The sequence below is a fragment of the Streptomyces sp. HUAS MG91 genome (assembly GCF_040529335.1).
Taxonomy (GTDB): domain Bacteria; phylum Actinomycetota; class Actinomycetes; order Streptomycetales; family Streptomycetaceae; genus Streptomyces; species Streptomyces tabacisoli.
The window spans coordinates 242,659-262,123 of the sequence record NZ_CP159534.1 but is presented as its reverse complement, the minus strand read 5'-3'; the positions used below and the strand labels follow the sequence as shown (position 1 = coordinate 262,123).

Here is a 19,465-nt window from a genome sequence, read left to right as displayed (position 1 = left end):
AGATACCTTCACCGAGATCGAGAGAGAGAAAGCGCATGATCACCTATGACCGGCTGTTCATCGGGGGCTCCTGGACCGAGCCGAGCGACCCGGAACTCCTCGACATCACCTCGCCCCACGACAGGTCGGTGATCGGCCGCGCCGCCCAGGCGCAGCCGGCGGACATCGACCGGGCGGTGGCCGCGGCCCGGACGTCGTTCGAGGCGGGTGTGTGGCGGCGGACCGCACCGGCGGAGCGGATCGCGATCCTGCGGCGCTTCAACGAACTGCGCGAGGAGAACGCGGAGAAGGTCGCCGACCTGATCTCGCTGGAGAACGGTTCGGCGGGCTGGTTCACCCGGGCCGGCCAGCCCGGACTCACCCGACAGGCGAAGGCCTACCTGAAGGCGGCGGAGGAGTTCGGCTGGGAGGAGACCCTGGCCCCTTCCGACCCGGCGTCGCCGGTGCGCAGCGTGGTGCGGCGCGAGGCCGTCGGCGTGGTCGCCGCCGTGATCCCCTGGAACTCGCCGTTCTCCTCGGCCACTTCGAAGATCATCCCGGCGCTGCTCGCGGGCAACTCCGTCGTGCTGAAGGTGTCTCCGGAGAACTCGCTGAGCATGGGCTACCTCGCCGAACTGATCGAACGGGCCGGCCTGCCGGACGGCGTGCTGAGCGTGCTGCCCGCCGACCGCGAGACCAGCGAGTACCTGGTGGCGCACCCAGAGGTGGACAAGATCGCCTTCACCGGCTCCACCCGCGCCGGGCGTCGCATCGCCTCCCTCGCGGGCGAGCAGCTCAAGCGCGTCAGCCTGGAGCTCGGCGGCAAGTCCGCCGCGATCATCCTCCCGGACGCCGACATCGAACGGGCCGTCTCCGGCCTGAAGTTCGGCTCCCTGCTCAACAACGGCGAGTCGTGCATCGCCCAGACCAGGATCCTCGCCCCGCGCAGCCGCTACGAGGACGTGGTCACGGCGCTGAAGGGGATGGTGGAGTCGCTCAAGGTCGGCGATCCCGCCGCACCGGACACCTTCATCGGCCCCATGATCCGCCCCGACCAGCAGCAGCGGGTCCGCGACTACATCCGGACCGGCATCGAGGAAGGGGCCCGGCTCGTCACCGGCGGCCCGCAGATCCCCGACGGCCTGGAGAAGGGCAACTACGTCACCCCCACCGTCTTCGCCGACGTCGACAACTCCATGCGGATCGCCCAGGAGGAGATCTTCGGCCCGGTCCTCGTCGTGATCGCCTACGACGACGAGGACGACGCGGTGCGCATCGCCAACGACTCCGAGTACGGCCTGTCCGGCGGCGTCTGGTCCACCGACGAGGAGCACGCGCTCGCGGTCGCCCGCCGGGTGCGCACGGGCACCGTCACGGTCAACGGCGCCTCCGTCGGCTTCGACGGCCCGTTCGGCGGCTTCAAGGCCAGCGGCATCGGCCGCGAGTACGGCGCGGTCGGCCTCGGCACCTACACCGAGTACCAGACCATCACGCTCTGACCCCGGGGCCACCACGCAACCCTTTGATCACGTGCTCAACGTGTCCGCGCCGCGCGGACGGAAAGTGAGGAAGCGTCATGAACAGCAGGCGGAGACCGGGACGGACGGAGACCGGTGCGGGGGCCCACCGGAGCGACGGCGGCCTGGGCCCGCTGCTGCGCGTCCGTACCGACGTACTGGAGATCGCCTACCACGACGTCGGCCCGGCGCACGGCACGCCCGTGATCCTGCTGCACGGCTGGCCGTTCAGCCCGGTCGGCTCCTACGCCGACGTCGCGCCCGCGCTCGCCCGCCGCGGATACCGCTGCTACATCCCGTACCTGCGGGGACACGGAGAGACCCGGTTCCTGCGCGCCGACACCCTCAGGTCCGGCCAGCAGGCGGCGCTCGGCGCGGATCTGATCGCCTTCATGGACGCCCTGCACCTGCCCCGGGCCCTGTTCGCCGGATACGATTGGGGAGGCCGCGCCGCCGACGTCGCCGCGGCGCTGTGGCCCGCACGCTGCACCGGCCTCGTCTCCGTCAACGGCTACCTCATCCAGAACATCGCCGTCGCGCAGGAGCCACTGGCTCCCTCCATGGAGGAGGGCTACTGGTACTTCTTCTACTTCCTCACCGAACGCGGCCGGGAGGGTCTCCGGCGCAACCGCGAGGACCTGGCCCGCGTCGTCTGGCACCGCAACTCGCCCGCCTGGCGGTTCACCGAGGCCGAGTTCGCGCAGACGGCCCAGCTGTGGACCAACCCCGACTACGTCGACGTGGTCGTCCACGGCTACCGGCACCGGCTGGCCGCCGCCCCCGGCGATCCCCGCTACGACGACCTTGAGCGCAGGCTCCTCGACCAGCCGACGATCACCGTCCCGACGGTCACCCTGGACGGCCGGACCGACGGCGTCATCCCGCCCACCGACGGCAGCGGGTACGCCGCGCACTTCACCGGCCCGTGGACCCACCACATCGTCGCCGACGCGGGCCACAACCTCCCCCAGGAGCAGCCCGCGGCCTTCGCCGACGCGGTCGTCGAGGCCGACGCCATGCGCTGACGGCGTCCGTGCCCGACGTCAGCGCGCGAACTTCCCGACGGCCGCCTCGGTCACCGGCGTGAAGAAGTTGACGAGGTTGCCGTCGGGGTCGCGGAACAGCAGCGACCGGTTCCCCCACGGCATCGTCGTGGGCCCGGCGACGAACTCGGGGACCCATCCGCTCAGGTTCGCGTGCACACGGTCCACGTCGTCGACGCGGAACTCGGTGATCACACTGTGGTTGTCCGCCGGGCGCGCCGACCCGGGAGCGAACAGCGGAACCGTGCGGGTGCCGGCGATCGCGAGCGTGGCGCCAGCCGTGCGCAGTTCGGCGAAGTCCTCCGTGGCCCACTCCGCCCGCGCCCCCGTGGCCCGCTCGTAGAAGTCGACGAGACGCGGCACGTCGCCGGTGATGATGCGGATCGAGACGAAGTCCATGGGAATCTCCTTGGCTGTGCGAAGGGCTTGCGTCTCGCAGGCTAGGAGCAATACAGGACAGTTTCGGTCCGGTATGAACGGTAGAGTGCGGCCATGTCCCGACCCACCGGCCGCGTGCTCACCCTCCTGGAACTGCTGCAGTCGGGCGGCACCCGGACGGTGGCCGAGCTCGCCGACCGGCTCGGCGTCGAAGGACGCACCGTCCGGCGGTACGTGGACCAGCTGATCGACCTCGACGTGCCCGTGGAGTCGGTGCGCGGCCGCTACGGCGGCTACCGGATCGGCCCCGGGTACCGGCTGCCGCCGCTCATGTTCAGCGACGACGAGGCGCTGTCCGTGCTGCTCGGCCTGATCGCCGGGCGCCGTGCCGGACTGACGACGGATCCCACGGCGAGCGAGACGGCGGCCGCGAAGATCCGACGGGTGCTGCCCCGGCCCGTCGCCCGCCGTCTCGACGCCCTCCTGGACGGCCTCGCCTTCACCGACGGGACCGGCGCGACGGCCGTCCCGGACGCCTCGACCCTGCTCACCCTCGCCGACGCGGTACGCCACCACCGGCCGGTGTCGTTCCGCTACACCGACCGGGACGGACGGCGCGGCGAACGCACCCTGCACCCGTACGGCGTCGTCTCCCACGCGGGCCGCTGGTACGTCACCGGCGCGGACGCCCCCAGCGGCGAGGACCGCACCTTCCGGCTCGACCGCATCGCCGACGCGCGGACCCTGCCCGGCACGTTCGACGCGCCCCCGGACCTCGATCCGGCACAGCGGGTGATCACCGGATTCGCCACGGCCGCGTACCGCCACGAAGTGGTCCTTCGCGTCCACGCGACCGTCGAGCAGATCCGCGCCCGCCTTCCCGCGAGCGTCGCGTGCGTGGCGGAGGAGGAGCCGGTGCCGGGCGGGGACCCGGCGGCCGAGCGCCGGCTGCGCGTCACCCTGCGGGCGGAGCGGCTCGACTGGCTGCCACCGGTGCTCGCCGCACTCGACCGGCCGTTCGCCATCGAGCACCCGGCCGAACTGCGCGACCTCGTCGGCGCGTTCGCCGACCGGCTCGCCGCCTCCGCCCGCCGCACCTGACGGTCAGCGGCCCGGGAGGCGCAGCCCGTGGCCGACCGGGAACAGCGTCCGCGACGGATCGTCCGCCACCGGGACCGACACCGGCAGCCGTCCGCTCGGGCCGTGCTCGCCGAGGACGACCCCCACCGCCCGGTCGAGGGCGGTCGCGCCGTTGCCGTACGTCGCCAGGTACACCGGCGCGCCGGGGAAGCGGTTGATGTCGTACGGGGTGCGCACACCGACCACGACCACCGGGCTCGACGCCGCCAGCAGCGCGCGGACCAGGTCCGCCTGCGCGGCGCCCGGACCGTTGGTGGCCACGACCACCAGAGCGGCGGAGCGCGCCTGCCCGACGGCCTCCTCGATCACGGCCGGGCCCGGCGCGGCACCGGCGTCGAGCGCCGTCACCGTGTGCCCGCGCGAGCGGAACGACGCGGCGAGACGGGCCACGGCGGGGGAGTCCGCACCGGTGACGAGGACCTCGTGCGCGCCGGTGCGGACCGGGAGCGCGCCGCCGTCGTTCTTGACCAGCGTCGTGCTGCGAGAGGTGATCGCGGCCACGGCCGACCGGAACTCCGGCGCGCCGACGACCCGTTCGGCCCGGTCCGGGTCGGAGGCCGCGGCGAACAGGCCGCGGCTGATCTTGTGGCTCAGAACGCGGACCACCGAGGCGTCGAGCCGGGACGTGGGGATCCGCCCGGACCGCACCGCGTCGAGCACCGCCGTGTACGCGCGCGGAAGGTCGGGGGACAGCACCAGCATGTCGACGCCCGCGGCCAGCGCGGTGACCGCCGCCCTGTCCGGCGGGTACTGCCCGCTCGCGCCCCGCATGTCGAGGGCGTCGGTGACGATCAGACCGTCGAATCCCAGCTCCTCACGGAGCAGACCGGTGACGACGGCGTGCGACATGGTGGCGGGCACTCCGCTGGGATCCAGAGCGGGAACACTGATGTGCGCCGTCATGATCAGGTCGACGCCCGCGGCGACGGCCGCACGGAACGGCGGCAGGTCGATCGCGTCGAGCTGGGCCCGGCTGTGGGTGATGCGCGGCAGTCCCACATGACTGTCGGTGTCCGTGTCGCCGTGCCCCGGGAAGTGCTTGGCGGTGGCGGCGACCCCGCCGAGGTGCAGCCCCTCGACGGCGGCGCGCACGAACGCCGAGACGGCCCGCGGAGAGGCGCCGAAGGAGCGCACCCCGATCACCGGGTTCGCCGGATTGACGTTCACGTCCGCCACCGGCGCGTGGTCGGCGGTGATGCCGCACGCCTCCAGCTCGGCGGCGGTGATCTCGTGACTGCGCCGGGCGTCCGCCGTCGACCAGGTGGCGCCCAGCGCCATGGCGCCGGGCTGCTCGGTGGCCGGCGGAGTGGGCAGCCGGGACACCGCGCCGCCCTCCTGGTCCACCGAGATGATCAGAGGGAGGCCCGACGTGTCCCGCGACACCTGTTGCAGACCGTCCGACAGCCGGGCGATCTGGCCCGGCGCACCGAGGTTGTCGTCGCCGCGCGCGGAGAAGTAGATGACACCGCCGGGCCGGTACCGGCGGACGACCTCGGCGGGTGTGTCCACGCCGTAGCGCTCCCGGTTGAGGGCCGCCGCGTCCTCGCTCACGCGGACGGCGTCCCGGCCCGCCACCTCGATCATGAACAGCTGGCCGACCTTCTCCTCCGGCGTCATCCGGGCGGCCAAAGCCCGGGCCGCTTCGCGGGCGGAGCGGGACGCGGCCGAGGACGGGCCGCTCGCCGCGCCCCAGAGCAGGGCCGTGCCGACGGCTCCAGCCAGAGCCTGCCTGCGGGAGGTCGTCCAGGGGAGTGCGGAATGTGTGGCGATGGGACTGCTCCTTCGGCCGTTTTGCCCGCACCCTACTGACGCGCGCCGCCGCCGGGCCGGTCCGCCGCGCGGTCATACGTGTCATGCGTCGAGCGGCTCCGGACCCGTGAGGTGTGGCCGGATCCCAGGACCGGGGCACGACCGGCCAGGAGGGGAGCACTTCTCCTGACGGAGAGCGGGTGCGCCGGCCGTCCGACGCGTGTCACGGACGGCCGGCACACCTGTGTACGGGCGTCAGCGCCGGGCGGCACCGTCGCGCTCGGGCGAGCGCGCCCCGCCCTGGGCCACGACTGTCGTCGTCCGCTCGCCGGTCGGCAGGTGCCTCCGGTAGGCCAGCAGCACCGCGCCCGCGCACAGCAGCGCCAGCACCACCAGCGCGAGCAGCAGGGTCGTCGTGCCGAACAGCGAGGTGACGGCGGCCAGCACGATCGGGGTGAGGAAGCCCGCGTACGCGAGGGTGTAGAAGACACCGGTGAGCCCGGCGAGATCGCGCGGTCCCGCGATGCGCTGCACCTCCAGCAGACCGCTGACCAGCCCCGTACCGATGGCACACCCCAGGACGACGGCGGCGGCCAGGCCCAGCCAGAGCGACTGCCAGTACTGGGCGCCGGTCATCACGAGCAGTCCGGCGGCGGCCAGGAACAGGAACACCACCAGGCCCCGCGCGGACGAGGGGGAGTCGATCCGCTTCGCCCACGGCTGGATCAGGGCCGCCACACCGAGCGTCAGGCCGGTGAGCGCGGTGGCGTAGGCCAGACCCCAGGAACCGGTGGAGCCGGAGAGCAGGACGGGCAGGTACCCGTAGGCGAGAGCAGCCGAGGCGAAGAGCCACGGGGCCGCGACCGCGACGACGCGCAGGAACCGCCTGTGTCCGGCGGCCGGCACCCGCAACTGCCGGCGCAGCGGCCCGCCGAGGTCGCCCGGGCTGGTCTCCGGGATCCGGCGCACCAGCCACACGAACGGCGCGGCGACCACGATCTGCAGGACGAAGGGCAGCACCTCGGGGCGCGGCCCCCACTGCGCGAGCGCGCCCGCCACCAGGGCGCCGAGACCGGAGCCGAGGGTGAACGCCGTCGACGCGCGGCGGGCCCCCGCCCCGGCGTCCGCGGCCGGGTCGTGCGGCGCCTGCGACAGCTCCTTGAGCCAGCTGTTGCCGACCGCCATCGCGATCCCGACGGTCACTCCGGCGAGCAGGCGCCCGATGAACAAGGGAGCGACACCGAGGGGCCCGAGCGCGAGCACCGCGCCCGCGGCGAGGGCCGTCAGCGTGCCCACCGACATGACCGGGCGCCGCCCGTACCGGTCGGAGAGGGCTCCGGCCAGCAGCAGCGCGGGGGCCAGCCCGCCCACGTAGACACCGAGGAGCAGGTTCACCAGGAGTGTCGAGTAGTGCTCCTCCTGCTTGTACAGCAACAGCAGCGGGCTGAACTGATTGCCGCACCAGCTCATGACGAACACCGCGCCGAAGACGACGCGCCACGGCGGAACGGCGGACGGGCGCGCGGCCACGGAGCTCACATCGCCCCCTGATGCCGTGCCACGTGGTCCGCCAGGACCGCGACATAGCCCGCCGCGTCCCCGGCGGACAGCCGGCCCAGCAGCTCCCGGTGGTCTTCGACGACCACCGGCAGATGCTGTGGACGCGTCGTCAGGAGTTGGTGGCGCAGCCGCTGCTGACGGTCGCGCAGCAGCGTGAAGAAGTGCACGGCGATCGCGTTGCCGGACGCCCGCACCACCGCGGAGTGGAAGATCTCGTCCACCGCGACGAACGCCTCCAGGTCCGCCGCGTCCAGATGCACCTGCTGCTCTTCCAGGCACTGGGTCAGGGTCCGGACCAGGTCGTCGGACGGGCCGCCCTCCGCGACGACCCGGCGGGCCGCCTCCCCTTCGAGGACCTGACGCATCTCCAGGACGTCCTGCGCCTCGCGCGGCGCGATGGGGGTGACCACCGCCCCCCTGCGGCCCGCGAGATCGAGCAGCCGCTCGCCGCTCAGCCGGAGGAAGGCCTCGTGCGCGGGCGTCCGGCTGATGCCGAGTTCCTCGCTGATCTCGCTCTCGGTGACCAACCGGCCGCCCGGCAGCCGCCCGGTGATGATCGCCTGTTTGACGTGCTGGTACGCGGTCTCCGCCGCGGAGCGCGACCCCGAAATAGATGGCATAGCCACGTATCTTTCCATGCGTGCATCGATGCATGCAACGCGCCCCCGGGCCCCGCCGGGGTCGCGCATGGACATCCGCGGCGTCCCGGTGGTTGCATGACCGCGAGAAGCCGGAGGTCAGCGTGGGGAGGCAGCACGTTGTCCGAGCCGACCCGGGCTCCGTCAGCTGCTCCCAGAAAGGCATCGGATGCGTGAAACACTGAACAGCCACCCGGACATCCACTGGCCGGCCGGATTCTCGCCCGAGGACGCCCATCGGTTCTTCCGGCGGGAGGCGACGGTACCGATCCCGCCCGACCGGGCCTTCGCCCTGCTCACGGATGTCGCGAGCTGGCCGGAGTGGTCCCCGGGTGTGACCGAGATCGGCATCGACGCGCTGGCCCAGGTGTTCACGGTGCGCTGGTACGGGCACCGGTTCGAGGTGTTCGTGGGGGAGAACAACCCGCCGCACCGCGTCGGCTGGCTGGGCATCGGCGCCGGAGTGCAGCTCTACCAGGCATGGCTGATCACTCCCGTCGACGACGGCACCCACATCCTGACCGAGAACGTCGTCCGCAGCGGCACACCGGAGGCGCAGGACACGCTGTCGGCGCTGTGGACGGAACGGCTCGACACCTTGTGGCAGGCCCAGTTCGACAGGATGTCGGACGCCCTCACACCCTGACGCCGTGCGGACGGCCGTGGCCGGCCCGGGAGGATCCGGACCGGCCACGGCCGTCTCATCAGCGACCTACGTCGCGGCGGGTCAGTGCCGCGGGGCGACGCAGCGGAAGCTGCTCGCGTCCGCCACGTCACCGTGGCCCTTGTACTGCGGAACCCGCGGGTAGAGGCACAGGTCGCGCGTCACCTTCTTGCCCGAGGCGTCGGTGACCGCGGCGTCCAGCGTCCGCGGAGCCTTGCCGTGCTCGACCCAGTCGACCAGCGAACCGAGCGCGTCGGTCGGGGCGGGACCGGTGTTGCCGTCACCGGCACAGTGGTTGACGCCCGGAGCCAGGAACACCCGGTAGAAGTCGTCGACGCGCTGCGCGCCGCCGAGCTTCTTCTCGACCCGCTCGCGGTAGTCGACGGTGCCCTGCGTGGGGATCAGCTGGTCCGCCTGTCCCTGCCAGGTCAGCAGCTTGCCACCGGACTTGCGGAAGCCGGACAGGTCCGGGTCGTCGGTGCCGATGACCTTGTCGTACTCGGCCTGGGACTGCCGGAACAGCTTCTGGAACTCGCTATAGCTCGCGGTCGCGACGTTGTAGTCGCTCTGCTTCTTGACGAAGGTGGAGATCCACTCGGACGGCACCGGGAACGGCGATCCGACCGAGACCCCGTCGGAGGCGGCCAGCACCGTCAGGTCGGAGCCGATCGACGGGCCGTACCAGAGCTTCTGGCCCGAGGTGGAGCGCGGGCCCTCCCAGATCTTGCGGACGACGGCCGCGTCGGCGGCCGAGAAGGTCACCTTCTTGCCGTCGCACTCGAGGGTCGTGCCGATCAGGCGGCGCGGGTCGTAGTGGCACGCGGCCGGGTCGCCGATGATGCCGTCCGCGGCGCCGTCGAGCGTGTCGCAGGCCTTGACGGCGGACTGGGTCGCGAGGGTGAGTTCACACGCGCTGGGGTAGCTGTGCTCCTCGTTCATCACGACCTGGGGCCAGGCCGTGGCGACCTCGAACTCGTCCCAGTTGATACCGGGCGCGTCGGCGAGGATGCCGTCGTAGTCGCCGGGGTGGCTCTGCGCCTCGGCGTAGCCCTGGCGGCCGCCGGTGGAGCAGCCGTTGAAGTACGAGTACGAGGCGGACCGGCCGTAGACGTCGCCGATGACCTGCTTGGCGACGACCGCGGCCTCGTGCACGGAGCGGGAGGCGAAGTTCTTCAGCAGGGTCCGGTCGACCTCGCCCCGGCCGTCGAGGGCCCAGCTCACATCGAGATAGCTGCCGACCCCGGCGTCGGTCGTGGCGGTGGCGTAGCCGCTCTTCACGGCGGCGGCCAGCCCGGAGCCGTAGTCACCGGCCGCGTAGGCGCTGCCGCCGAGTCCCTGGAAACGGCCGTTCCAGCCGTGCTCCGGAAGCCACACCTGGACCTTGGCGTGGTCCTCGGCGCCGACGTGGCCGAGGGTGATCGTCACCTGGCAGTGCGCGGGGACGTTCTCGACCGTGTCCCCGGGCAGCGGAGTCACCGGGGGCACCTCGACGTCGCCCGCCGGCTTGCTCACGGCCGCCACCGATTCGATCTTCGCGCCGCTCGGCGCCTTCAGCGCGAGCGAGTCGGACGCGCACCGGAACGGAGCGGCGGTGGAGCCGCCGGACTCCGCCGTGGCCGTGGGCAGGTACACCGCCGCCGTCACCAGCGGCACGGCGGCCGCGAGGACGGTCAGAAGTCTCTTCATGGGGTTCCCTCGTCTGTCGGGGGTGGTCATGGGCAGGTGGTCGATGGCAGGTGTCGTGTGTCTGCCATGGGCGCAGGCACACGTGTGCACAGGAAGTGCGGGGTGGCTTCTGGCCGGTGTTCACATCCTGCACGCCTCGGTGCGGACGGACATCAGTCAACTGACCGTCGTCGGGGCGCGGAGGTGTCGTCGGGCAGCCACTCGGAGTGTTTCTCCCGCGCCCAACGCACCGGGACGGAGCCGGTCCGCATGCCGAGCCGCGCCTCCGGATCCTCGTACGCCTTGCGCAGGTGCGCGACGAGCACGAACGTGATGCCCCAGGCGAGGCAGTCGTGCACGAAGATCGCGCTGGTGCGGGAGATCGCGGGAAGCAGTCCGCCGCACCACATCAGGAGCCCGGTGAACAGCATCAGCAGCACGGCGCCCGCGATCCAGCCGGCGTAGAGCTTCTGGCCGGCGTTGAACTTGCCCGCCGGGCGCACCGACGGCGCGGTCAGACGCCGGCGGGCCGCGCGCAGCCACTGCCGGTCGTAGGGCGCGAAGCGGTTGAGCCGGCGCAGATCCGCGCGGAACGCGGGGGACAGCAGGCCGAGCAGGAAAGGCGCGGGCAGGAGGATCCCGGACCACTCGTGCACGGTGACCATCAGGTGGCGCCGGCCGACGAGTTGGGCGAGCGGCGCGAGGTACAGACAGGCCGCGGTCACCAGGCAGAGCAGCATCAGCCAGCCGGTGGCGCGGTGGACCAGTCGCTCGGCCCGGGTGAAGCGGCGGACCCGCGCGCCGGTGTCAGGCAGCGGTGCCATCGCCGTGCCTGTCCTCTCCGTCGAGCCAGCCGTCGATGTCGTAGCCGCGCTCCTCCCAGTACCCCGGCACGACCTCGTCGGTGACGGAGATGCCGGACAGCCACTTCGCCGACTTGTAGAAGTACATGGGCGCCGCGTACAGCCTGACCGGACCGCCGTGCTCGTGGGTGAGGGGCTTGTCCTGCATGGAGAGCGCCACCATCACGTCCGAGCGGCGCGCCTGCTCCAGGGTGAGGTTCTCGCTGTAGGCGCCGTCGAAACACGTGAAGCGGACGGCCCTGCCCTCGGAGCGGACCCCGGCCGCGTCGAGCAGATCGGCCAGCCGCACCCCCTCGAAGGGCGTGTTCGCCACGCGCCAGCCGTCGGTGCACACCACGTCGTGGACCACGCGAGTCTGCCGCATGGCCCGCAGCTCCGGCAGGGTGAAGGTCCTGGGCCGGTCGACGAGCCCGCCGATGCGCAGCGCGTAGGTGTGAGCGTCCTTGCGCGGCACCGACCCGACGACGCTGTAGTAGCGGAACCCTCCCGGATTGGGCAGGAGGCCGGTGACGCCGGTCGGGTCCGCCTGGGAGGCGGCGCCGAGCACGGCCTCCCAACCGCGTTGCAGATAAGGGGCGGTGGCGATGCCGGCCGCCCCCGCGGCCAGCGTGGCGAGCATCGCCCGCCGCGCCACGGGCGGCCCGCCCTCTGTGCCGTCGCGCTGGTCTGACATGTCTGTTCCCGTCCTGTCGTCGTGCTGAGGGGGCGGCCGACGCGGCGATGTCATGACCGGCCGGTCCACACGTCGAGCCGACGACCGCTGATGCCATCACCGCTCTGTCTGGTGACGATCCTTGCATGGGTGTGACTCACCGGTCAATACGGTGATGGGTGCCGCTGGGTGGTCTGCGGTGGGGGAGCGTGGATGGTCCCGCGCGGAGCCGGGCCGCTCCGGGCCGCGCGGCGCTCCGGTGACGTCCGGGCCTGCCAGAGTGCGGGCGTGCTCTCGCGCGGGAGCGCGGGCGGGGCGGGAAGGGAGAGGCTTGCATTCTCGTAGGTCACTGGTCAGTATGGTTACGTGAATCATGCCTTTCCTTGTGGGACGCTCCCCCTCGACTTCGTCGGCACGCTGCGCGCGAGGCGCAACGACCTGCCGATGGAGAAGCTCGCCACCCCCGAGCTGCTCGACGACTGGTTCGTGGAGTCCGGCATGCTCGATCTGGCTCCGGGCGCGAGCGAGGTGGACCTCACCCTCGCTGTCGACCTGCGCGAATCGATCTACTCACTGGTCGCGGCCCGTCTGCACGGCGAGCCGCTGCCCCCGGACGCCGTGGCCGAGCTGAATCTGCAGGCGTCGGGGATGCCCGTGACGCTGCGGCTGGGCCCCGACGGCGCGACCCGCACCGGCTCGGTCGGCCAGGGCCTCGCGGCGCTCGCCCGGGAGACCGTCGAGATCCTCGGCGGCGACGACGGGGCGCTGCTGCGCGAGTGCGCCCGCCCCGAGTGCACCCAGGTCTACCTCGACCGCTCGCGGGGGCACCGGCGTGAATGGTGCGCGATGCGGACCTGCGGCAACCGCGTCAAGGCCGCCGCCTATCGGGCCCGCCAGCACAGCACCCAGGGCTGATCGGCCGGCCCGGCGCGGTCGGCTGTCGCCCGGGACGGAGCGGAGGGCGGTCGGCGCCGCCTCGCCGGGTGAGATGCGTGTACCCGGATGTGCATGTGGGTGTGAAGAGGTGTGAACCCGACCGGGATCAGCCGTCCGTGCCCGCGGGGCCGGACTCCGTGCTCGTGTACATCACCGAACGCTGCTGCTTGTGGCGCTGGATCCGGCCCTTGGCGACGAGCGACTCCAGCGTGTTCCGCACGACCTGCGGCGTGGGGGAGCGGTCCGGATGCTTCTGCATCAGCTCGTCCCGCAGCTCCCTGGCCAGTCGCGGCTCCTCGTACTGCGCGAGCAGCTCCACCAGGAGGTCCCCGAGCAGGGGCTGCGCCGCCTTCTCCCGCGTGGGGGAGGGCTTCTTCCGTTCGGGGCGCGGGGCCGCGGGCCGCGCACCCTCGTGCCGCTCGGCGAGATGCATGATGTCGACCAGGAGGGCCTCCTCCTGCTCCAGCATCTTGATCTTCTCGGTCAGTTCCTGCTGCCTGCGACGGTTGTCTTCCAGATCCGACGCGGCCTGCTCTACGTACCGCGATCGGAGCGTGTCGGCTGATGGGCTGGTCACAACCGGTCACTCCTCACTAGTGGTGGACGCTGGGCATGGTACCCACGCCGGTGCGCCCGTGCCGAGGAGTGCGGAACATACATGTGTCGCCCGGGACGGCTTCTCGCCCCGCGGGGCGTGGGCCGTGCCGGGGCCGGCCGGGGGGGCCGGCCCCTGGCTCGTCGTCCGTCAGAAGCGGTCCACGTCGACGACGGCCTGGGCGAACGCCGTCGGTGCTTCCTGCGGCAGGTTGTGGCCGACGGCCAGCGTGCGGTGCTCGTACTTCCCGGTGAACATCGAGCGGTACGACGCGCCGTCGCCGGGTGCTGTGAACGGGTCGTACTGGGCGTCGATGGTGATGGTCGGCACCGCGATGTGCGGGGCCTCGGACAGCTTGTCCTCGTAACGGTCGTAGCGTCGCTCGCCCTCGGCCAGATCCAGCCGCCAGCGGTAGTTGTGGATGACGATGGCGGCGTAGTCGGGGTTCTCGAACGCGGCCGCGGTGCGCTCGAAGGTGGCGTCGTCGAATCCCCAGGTCGGCGAGACGATCTGCCACACCAGCTTGGTCAGGTCGTGGCGCAGGTCCTGACGCTCCATCGCCTTCTTGCCGCGCTCCGTCGCGAAGTAGTACTGGTACCACCAGGTGTGCTCGGAGGTCGGCGAGATCGGCTCCAGCTGGGCCTTGCGGTTGGTGATCAGGTAACCGCTCACCGAGACCAGTGCCTTGACCCGCTCGGGCCACAGCGCCGCGAGAATGTCACCGGTGCGCGAACCCCAGTCGAATCCCGCGACGACGGCCTTCTGGATCTTCAGGGCGTCCATCAGGGCGATGATGTCCAGGGCGATCACCGACTGCTGGGCGTTGCGGACCGTCCGGGAGGACAGGAATCGCGTCGTGCCGTGGCCGCGCAGGTAGGGCACGATCACGCGATAGCCCTGGTCGGCCAGGAGCGGCGCGACGTCGACGTAGCTGTGGATGTCGTACGGCCAGCCGTGCAGCAGGAGAACGACGGGCCCGTGCGAGGGGCCCAGCTCGGCGTAACCGACGTTCAGTACGCCGGCCTTGATCTGCTTGAGCGCGGGGAACGAGGTGTGCGTACCCGGGGTGACGGTCGGCACCACGGGCGCCTTCCCGGCGTGGCCCGGGGTCGCGGCGGCGGCGTGCGAGACGCCCTGCAGTCCGGCCAGTGAGGCGGCGGCCGCCCCCGTGCCCAAGCCCACGGCCTTGTTGAAGCTACGCCTGTTGATCATGTGAAACCTTCCGTGCGAGTGCGGTGTGCTTACCGACAGGGCCACTCTTCTCCGCGCCTTCGGTGCGCGCATCAGTCACTTGACCGTCGTACGGGCCACTTCCCGGGTGTGCGGTGTCCGGCGTCCGGTGGATGGTCAAGTGACGGATGTGTGCCTGCTGTTCGCGGGTGACAGTGAGGACGGAGATCGACCGTCACTGTCGCGTCACCACCTTGACAGGTTATTAGGTGCCTGACAAGTTGGTTACCAGACAAAGCGGTGACGCCGAGGCGGTTCGCCTCGGCGCCGCGTCGACTCCTTCGGTTCGTCCGAAGCCGCCGATCTCTTTGATCCCTCTGATTTCTCTGATCCTTCGAGAAGGGTTTCTCGTGTTCACCATCAAGCGTGCGAACGGCCGACGGATTCTCACCGGTATCGGGGCCGCGGTCGCGGCCGGTGCCGCGCTCGGCGCCCTCGCGCTGAGCGGCACTGCCAACGCCGATGCCGACGCCGGACGTTCGCCGGAGCCCCGGGGCGCGGCCAAGCCCACCATCGTGCTGGAGCACGGCGCGTTCGCCGACTCCTCCAGCTGGAACGGCGTCGTCTCCCGGCTGCGCGCCGACGGATATCCGGTCGTCGCCGCCGCCAACCCCCTGCGCGGCCCGCACGCCGACGCCACCGCGCTGCGCAGCGTCCTCGACCACGTCAAGGGCCCCAAGGTCCTCGTCGGACACTCCTACGGCGGTTCCGTGATCAGTGAGGCCGCCGCGGGCGACCCGCAGGTGAAGGGGCTCGTCTACGTCGCCGCGTTCCTGCCCGCCGTGGGGGAGTCGGCCCTGGAACTGACCGGCAAGTACCCCGGATCCACGCTCCCCGACGCTCTCGACCCGGTGCCCGTCACCCTGCCCGACGGCACCAAGGGCACCGACCTCTACATCCAGCAGGACAAGTTCCGCCACCAGTTCGCCGCCGACGTCCCGCCGGCCCAGGCCGCGCTCGCCGCCGCCGGGCAGCGCCCCATCGCCCAGTCCGCGCTGGAGGAGAAGGCCACCACGGCCGCCTGGAAGTCCATCCCCAGCTGGGACATCGTCACGACCCGCGACCTGAACATCCCGGCCGCCGCGCAGCGGTTCATGGCCGAGCGCGCCCACGCCCGCACCACCGAGGTCGCCGCCTCGCACTCCGTCGCCGTCTCCCACCCCGGGCTCGTCACCCGCGTCATCGAGGACGCCGCCCGCGCCACCCGGTGACCGGCGCCCGCGGAACCGGTCCGCATCCCCGTACCCGAACCGTCTCGAAAGCGAGAACGCCCGCCATGGATCTGAAGCTCGAAGTCGTCGTCGTCCCCGTCTCGGACGTCGACCGGGCCAAGGACTTCTACTCCGGGAAACTCGGATTCCGCCTCGACGCGGACTTCCCCATCCACGACGGCTACCGCATCGTGCAGGTGACGCCGCCCGGCTCCGCCTGCTCCGTCATCTTCGGCGACGGGCTCACCACCGCTCCCGCCGGCTCGGCGCAGGGCCTGCACCTGATCGTCACCGACATCGAGCAGGCGCACGCCGAACTCACCGGACGCGGCGTCGACGTCACCGGCCCGTTCCACGACGCCACGGGCGCCTTCCATCACGCGGGAGGAGCGCAGCGCGTGCAGGGGATGGCGCCGGACCGGCCCAGCTACGGCACCTTCGCCTCGTTCGCCGATCCCGACGGCAACGAATGGTTCTTCCAGGAGATCACGACTCGCGCGCCCGGCCGCTGAACACCGACACCGCGCCGCACGCGCCGTGACCGCGTCGGCCACCGCCGAGTGACGTGTGGCGCGGACTGCTGAAGGTATCTCCATTCGTCACCGTCTTGACTGGTGACGAATGGAGAGGCAAGCTGAAGACGGTCCAGGCGGTCACCGGGACGCGACCGGCAGCTCAGGAAACTCACGGAAGAGGGAACGAGTCATGCCCAAGGCACTCGCGACGGACGCCGCTGCGGCACTGCGCAGCGCGAAGTACGGCAAGCTCCCCGAGCGGATCCGCTTGGAGGACATGACCACGGTGGTGGAGGCGGACCCGGACGGAAGGACGAAGTCCGGCTACAACCCCGAGGGTTCATGGAACTACTACTCGTGCCTGGCCCTCGATCTGGGGCTGTGACGAGGGGCCGCGGTCAGGAGGAGCGATGCCGGTGAGCGGTCGGGGCGCCGTCGTCGGGGTGCAGGGCGTCCAGCCTGTCCAGTGCGTCGCGCACCGAGGCGCGCGTGGTCACACCCAGCCTGGGCAGGATCCGGTACAACTGCGTCCTGACGGTCCGGTGGGGCAGACCGGACAGCCTGCCGATCTGCTCCACCGTCAGACCCGACGCGGCCAGTTCGGCGATCTGCCGCTCGCGCCGGGTGAGGCGGCCCGGGGTGTGCGCAACGACGCCCCGGCCGGTCGTCGTCATCGTGGAAGACATGCTCGCTCCGTGTCTGTCGGTTCCGTCCGGTTCGCCGGCGTGTCCCATGGTCGTTCGGAACCCGTGCCCGACGCGATGGAGCCGCCCCGACGCTCCCGGCCCGGAGACCATGGGGCTGCCCCTACAGAGCCACGCCACCAAGGGAGATGATCGCGGTGTCCGACCCCCGTGAACTCGGAGCGTTCCTCAAAGCCTGCCGAGCGCGGCTGACGCCGGAAGCCTGCGGACTGCCCGCCCCGGACACGCCCCGCAAGGTCGCCGGACTGCGCCGCGAAGAGGCGGCCCGGCTCGCGGCGATCAGCGTCGACTACTACACGCGCCTGGAACAGGGCAGGGTCCGGGCCTCCGCGGCCGTCCTGGCCACCCTGGTCCGCGCGCTGCGCCTCGACGAGGACCAGCAGACCTACCTCTACGACCTCGCCGGCCGCACCGACGCCCGCCCGCGCCGCCGGACCCCGCAACGCCCGCGCCCCGCGATGCTGCGGCTCCTGGACCAGCTCACCCAGACACCCGCCCTGGTCCTCGGCCGACGCCTCGACATCCTGGCCTGGAACCCGGCGGCCACCGCCCTGTACACGGACTTCTCCGCACTCCCGCAGGGCCGGCGCAACTACCTCCACCTGCTCTTCACCGACCCCGCCTTCCGCGGCCTGTACCGGCAGTGGCGCAGCGACGCCCGCGACGCCGTCGCCGCCCTGCGCATGGAAGCCGCCACCGCCCCCGACGATCCGGACCTCGCCCGGCTCGTGGGGGAACTGTCCGTGCGCGACAAGGACTTCAGCACCTGGTGGGCCGAACACCGCGTGATCACCGCCACCTACGGCACCAAGCAGTACCGGCACCACCTCGTCGGCGACCTCACGCTCGACTGCGACACCTGGGCCTGCCCCGACGGCTCCGGCCAGCGCCTGATGGTGCTCACCGCCGAACCCGGCAGCCCCTCGTACGACGCGTTGCGGATCCTCACCTCCTGGACCGCCGAGCACCCCGTCGACCAGGAACCGCTGCGCGACCGAACGGCCTGAACACCCACACGTGTGCCCCGGACGCCCGATATGTGAGATGGTCCCGTGAACGATCGATCCAGAACTGCTAAGTTGACGGGACTTGGAAACATGTGCGGGGGTTTCCGGTGGGCGCTCCCACGCGCCGCCGGCCGGCGAGGTGGGGATGGACAACAAGCTGTTCGGCCGGCTGCTGCGTGAGGCGCGGCAGCGCTCGCTGATGACGATGGAGGGCCTCGCCGAAGCGTCGGGTGTGAGCGGCCGGGCCATCAGCGACATGGAGCGCGGACAGAGCCTGCCGCGCCCGTCGACCCTGAGCGAACTGATGGACGCGCTCGCCCTGGACGACGCCGAGCGGCGCCGCCTGGCGGACGCCGCCGCACGACGCACCGCCCGGACCGGGACCCCGCGCCAGCTGCCGCCCGACCTCATGGTGTTCCGCGGCAGAACGGCGGACCTCGCCGAGATCCGCCGCCGCACGGCAGCGGCCGAGACGCCCGGAGCGCACGCCGCCATCGCCGCGATCTCCGGTATGGCGGGCATCGGCAAGACCACCCTCGCCGTGCACTGGGCCCACCAGATGGCCGACCGCTTCCCGGACGGCCAGCTCTACGTCGACTGCCACGGCTTCGACGCGACGGACAGCCCCCTGGACCCCGGCGAGGCCCTCGCCGGCTTCCTGCGCGCCCTCGGCGTCCCGAGCGGCGACATACCTGACGACACCGAGCAGCGCAGCCTGCTGTTCCGGGAACGGGCCGCGTCCCGGCAACTGATCGTCGTACTCGACAACGCGCGGGACTCCGCGCAGGTCAGACCCCTCCTGCCCGGGTCCGCGACGTCCCTGACCCTTGTCACCTCGCGCAACGAGCTGTCCGGCCTCGCCGCGGTCGAGGGCGCCTCGGTGCTCAACCTCGACGTGTGGACACCGGACGAAGCGTGCGCGGCCCTGGCCGCACGGATCGGCGAACGGCGCTGCCGCGCGGAACCCGAGGCCGCCGCCGAACTCGTCGCGCTGTGCGGTCTGCTGCCGCTCGCCGTCGCCGTGGTCGGCGCACAGCTCGGCGCGGCACCCCGGCTGCCCCTGCGCCTCGCCGTCGCCGAACTGCGCGCCACCCAGCCGCGACTGGACGGCCTGACCACCGACGACCGGCACGTGGACGTCCGCGGCGCCTTCTCCTGCTCGTACCGGACGCTCGACGACGCGACGGCCCGGTTCTTCCGGCACCTGGTGCGGCACCCCGGGCCCCTCGTGTCCACGGAAGCCGCCGCCGCGCTCGCCGCGGTGGAGCTGCCCCAGGCACGCCGCCATCTGCGCGCGCTCACCGCGGCCGGCCTGATCTCGCGGGACGCCGACGGCCGGCACGTCCTGCACGACCTCGTCCGCGCCTACGGCGGCGAACTGGCCGACCGGGCGGAGCCGGACGAGAACGCCGGGTGATC

20 protein-coding genes are annotated in these 19,465 nt (G+C 72.0%); 10 read left to right on the top strand and 10 right to left on the bottom strand.

Annotation, left to right across the window (positions count from 1 at the left end; translation table 11 throughout):
- Window positions 1-35: 35 nt before the first annotated feature.
- Window positions 36-1,478 (top strand): aldehyde dehydrogenase, encoded by a 1,443-nt coding sequence (locus ABII15_RS01320; protein WP_353940360.1) that lies wholly within the window; start codon window positions 36-38, stop codon window positions 1,476-1,478.
- Window positions 1,479-1,555: 77 nt separating this feature from the next.
- Window positions 1,556-2,521, top strand: coding sequence for an alpha/beta hydrolase (locus ABII15_RS01315; protein WP_353940359.1), 966 nt, complete (start codon window positions 1,556-1,558; stop codon window positions 2,519-2,521).
- An 18-nt stretch (window positions 2,522-2,539) separates the two neighbouring features.
- Here the strand turns inward: ABII15_RS01315 and ABII15_RS01310 are convergent, their stop codons facing one another.
- Window positions 2,540-2,938, bottom strand: a complete 399-nt coding sequence (locus ABII15_RS01310) for a VOC family protein (protein WP_353940358.1) — start codon at window positions 2,936-2,938, stop codon at window positions 2,540-2,542.
- Between the two features lie 93 nt (window positions 2,939-3,031).
- Between ABII15_RS01310 and ABII15_RS01305 the strand changes: the two genes are divergently transcribed.
- Window positions 3,032-4,018 carry a YafY family protein gene (locus tag ABII15_RS01305; protein ID WP_353940357.1) on the top strand — a complete coding sequence of 329 codons (987 nt, stop codon included), beginning with the start codon at window positions 3,032-3,034 and terminating at the stop codon, window positions 4,016-4,018.
- 3 nt (window positions 4,019-4,021) lie between these two features.
- Here the strand turns inward: ABII15_RS01305 and ABII15_RS01300 are convergent, their stop codons facing one another.
- From ABII15_RS01300 to ABII15_RS01290, 3 genes are all read right to left on the bottom strand, one after another.
- Window positions 4,022-5,674, bottom strand: a complete 1,653-nt coding sequence (locus tag ABII15_RS01300) for a glycoside hydrolase family 3 protein (RefSeq protein WP_353940356.1) — start codon at window positions 5,672-5,674, stop codon at window positions 4,022-4,024.
- 387 nt (window positions 5,675-6,061) lie between these two features.
- On the bottom strand, window positions 6,062-7,345 hold the full coding sequence (locus ABII15_RS01295) for an MFS transporter (RefSeq protein ID WP_353940355.1): 1,284 nt from the start codon (window positions 7,343-7,345) through the stop codon (window positions 6,062-6,064).
- Window positions 7,342-7,986 (bottom strand): GntR family transcriptional regulator, encoded by a 645-nt coding sequence (locus tag ABII15_RS01290; protein ID WP_353940354.1) that lies wholly within the window; start codon window positions 7,984-7,986, stop codon window positions 7,342-7,344. The genes ABII15_RS01295 and ABII15_RS01290 overlap by 4 nt, the downstream gene beginning before the upstream one ends.
- A 187-nt stretch (window positions 7,987-8,173) precedes the next feature.
- Between ABII15_RS01290 and ABII15_RS01285 the strand changes: the two genes are divergently transcribed.
- A complete protein-coding gene (locus ABII15_RS01285) occupies window positions 8,174-8,650 on the top strand; it encodes an SRPBCC family protein (RefSeq protein ID WP_353940353.1) in 477 nt (158 codons plus the stop codon).
- Window positions 8,651-8,731: 81 nt separating this feature from the next.
- Here ABII15_RS01285 and ABII15_RS01280 read toward each other — a convergent pair whose 3' ends face one another.
- The 3 genes from ABII15_RS01280 to ABII15_RS01270 all read right to left on the bottom strand — a co-directional run bounded on the left by ABII15_RS01280 (window position 8,732) and on the right by ABII15_RS01270 (window position 11,869).
- Window positions 8,732-10,354: a tannase/feruloyl esterase family alpha/beta hydrolase gene (locus tag ABII15_RS01280; protein WP_353940352.1), complete on the bottom strand. Its 1,623-nt coding sequence runs from the start codon at window positions 10,352-10,354 to the stop codon at window positions 8,732-8,734.
- 152 nt (window positions 10,355-10,506) lie between these two features.
- Window positions 10,507-11,157: a cytochrome b/b6 domain-containing protein gene (locus ABII15_RS01275; RefSeq protein WP_353940351.1), complete on the bottom strand. Its 651-nt coding sequence runs from the start codon at window positions 11,155-11,157 to the stop codon at window positions 10,507-10,509.
- The gene (locus tag ABII15_RS01270) at window positions 11,141-11,869 is read right to left on the bottom strand and encodes a molybdopterin-dependent oxidoreductase (RefSeq protein WP_353940350.1); all 729 of its coding nucleotides are present in this window, start codon (window positions 11,867-11,869) and stop codon (window positions 11,141-11,143) included. Before ABII15_RS01270 ends, ABII15_RS01275 begins: the two co-directional genes overlap by 17 nt.
- 345 nt (window positions 11,870-12,214) lie before the next feature.
- On the opposite strand from ABII15_RS01270, the gene ABII15_RS01265 reads away from it, so the two are divergent.
- A complete protein-coding gene (locus ABII15_RS01265; RefSeq protein WP_353940349.1) occupies window positions 12,215-12,763 on the top strand; it encodes an ABATE domain-containing protein in 549 nt (182 codons plus the stop codon).
- 127 nt (window positions 12,764-12,890) lie between these two features.
- Here ABII15_RS01265 and ABII15_RS01260 read toward each other — a convergent pair whose 3' ends face one another.
- Entirely contained in the window at window positions 12,891-13,361 is a 471-nt protein-coding gene (locus ABII15_RS01260; RefSeq protein WP_353940348.1) for a hypothetical protein, read from the bottom strand.
- A 168-nt stretch (window positions 13,362-13,529) separates the two neighbouring features.
- Window positions 13,530-14,591: an alpha/beta hydrolase gene (locus ABII15_RS01255; RefSeq protein WP_353940347.1), complete on the bottom strand. Its 1,062-nt coding sequence runs from the start codon at window positions 14,589-14,591 to the stop codon at window positions 13,530-13,532.
- Window positions 14,592-14,959: 368 nt separating this feature from the next.
- On the opposite strand from ABII15_RS01255, the gene ABII15_RS01250 reads away from it, so the two are divergent.
- From ABII15_RS01250 to ABII15_RS01240, 3 genes are all read left to right on the top strand, one after another.
- Window positions 14,960-15,820, top strand: a complete 861-nt coding sequence (locus ABII15_RS01250) for an alpha/beta hydrolase (protein ID WP_353940346.1) — start codon at window positions 14,960-14,962, stop codon at window positions 15,818-15,820.
- Window positions 15,821-15,885: 65 nt separating this feature from the next.
- Window positions 15,886-16,332, top strand: coding sequence for a VOC family protein (locus ABII15_RS01245; RefSeq protein WP_353940345.1), 447 nt, complete (start codon window positions 15,886-15,888; stop codon window positions 16,330-16,332).
- A 193-nt stretch (window positions 16,333-16,525) separates the two neighbouring features.
- Window positions 16,526-16,720, top strand: a complete 195-nt coding sequence (locus ABII15_RS01240) for a hypothetical protein (RefSeq protein ID WP_353940344.1) — start codon at window positions 16,526-16,528, stop codon at window positions 16,718-16,720.
- Between the two features lie 13 nt (window positions 16,721-16,733).
- Here ABII15_RS01240 and ABII15_RS01235 read toward each other — a convergent pair whose 3' ends face one another.
- On the bottom strand, window positions 16,734-17,021 hold the full coding sequence (locus ABII15_RS01235) for a helix-turn-helix transcriptional regulator (protein ID WP_353940343.1): 288 nt from the start codon (window positions 17,019-17,021) through the stop codon (window positions 16,734-16,736).
- A gap of 146 nt (window positions 17,022-17,167) precedes the next feature.
- Here ABII15_RS01235 and ABII15_RS01230 point away from each other — a divergent pair, with 146 nt between their 5' ends.
- The gene (locus tag ABII15_RS01230) at window positions 17,168-18,046 is read left to right on the top strand and encodes a helix-turn-helix domain-containing protein (protein ID WP_353940342.1); all 879 of its coding nucleotides are present in this window, start codon (window positions 17,168-17,170) and stop codon (window positions 18,044-18,046) included.
- A gap of 145 nt (window positions 18,047-18,191) precedes the next feature.
- The gene (locus tag ABII15_RS01225; protein WP_353940341.1) at window positions 18,192-19,463 is read left to right on the top strand and encodes a helix-turn-helix domain-containing protein; all 1,272 of its coding nucleotides are present in this window, start codon (window positions 18,192-18,194) and stop codon (window positions 19,461-19,463) included.
- Window positions 19,464-19,465 lie beyond the last annotated feature (2 nt).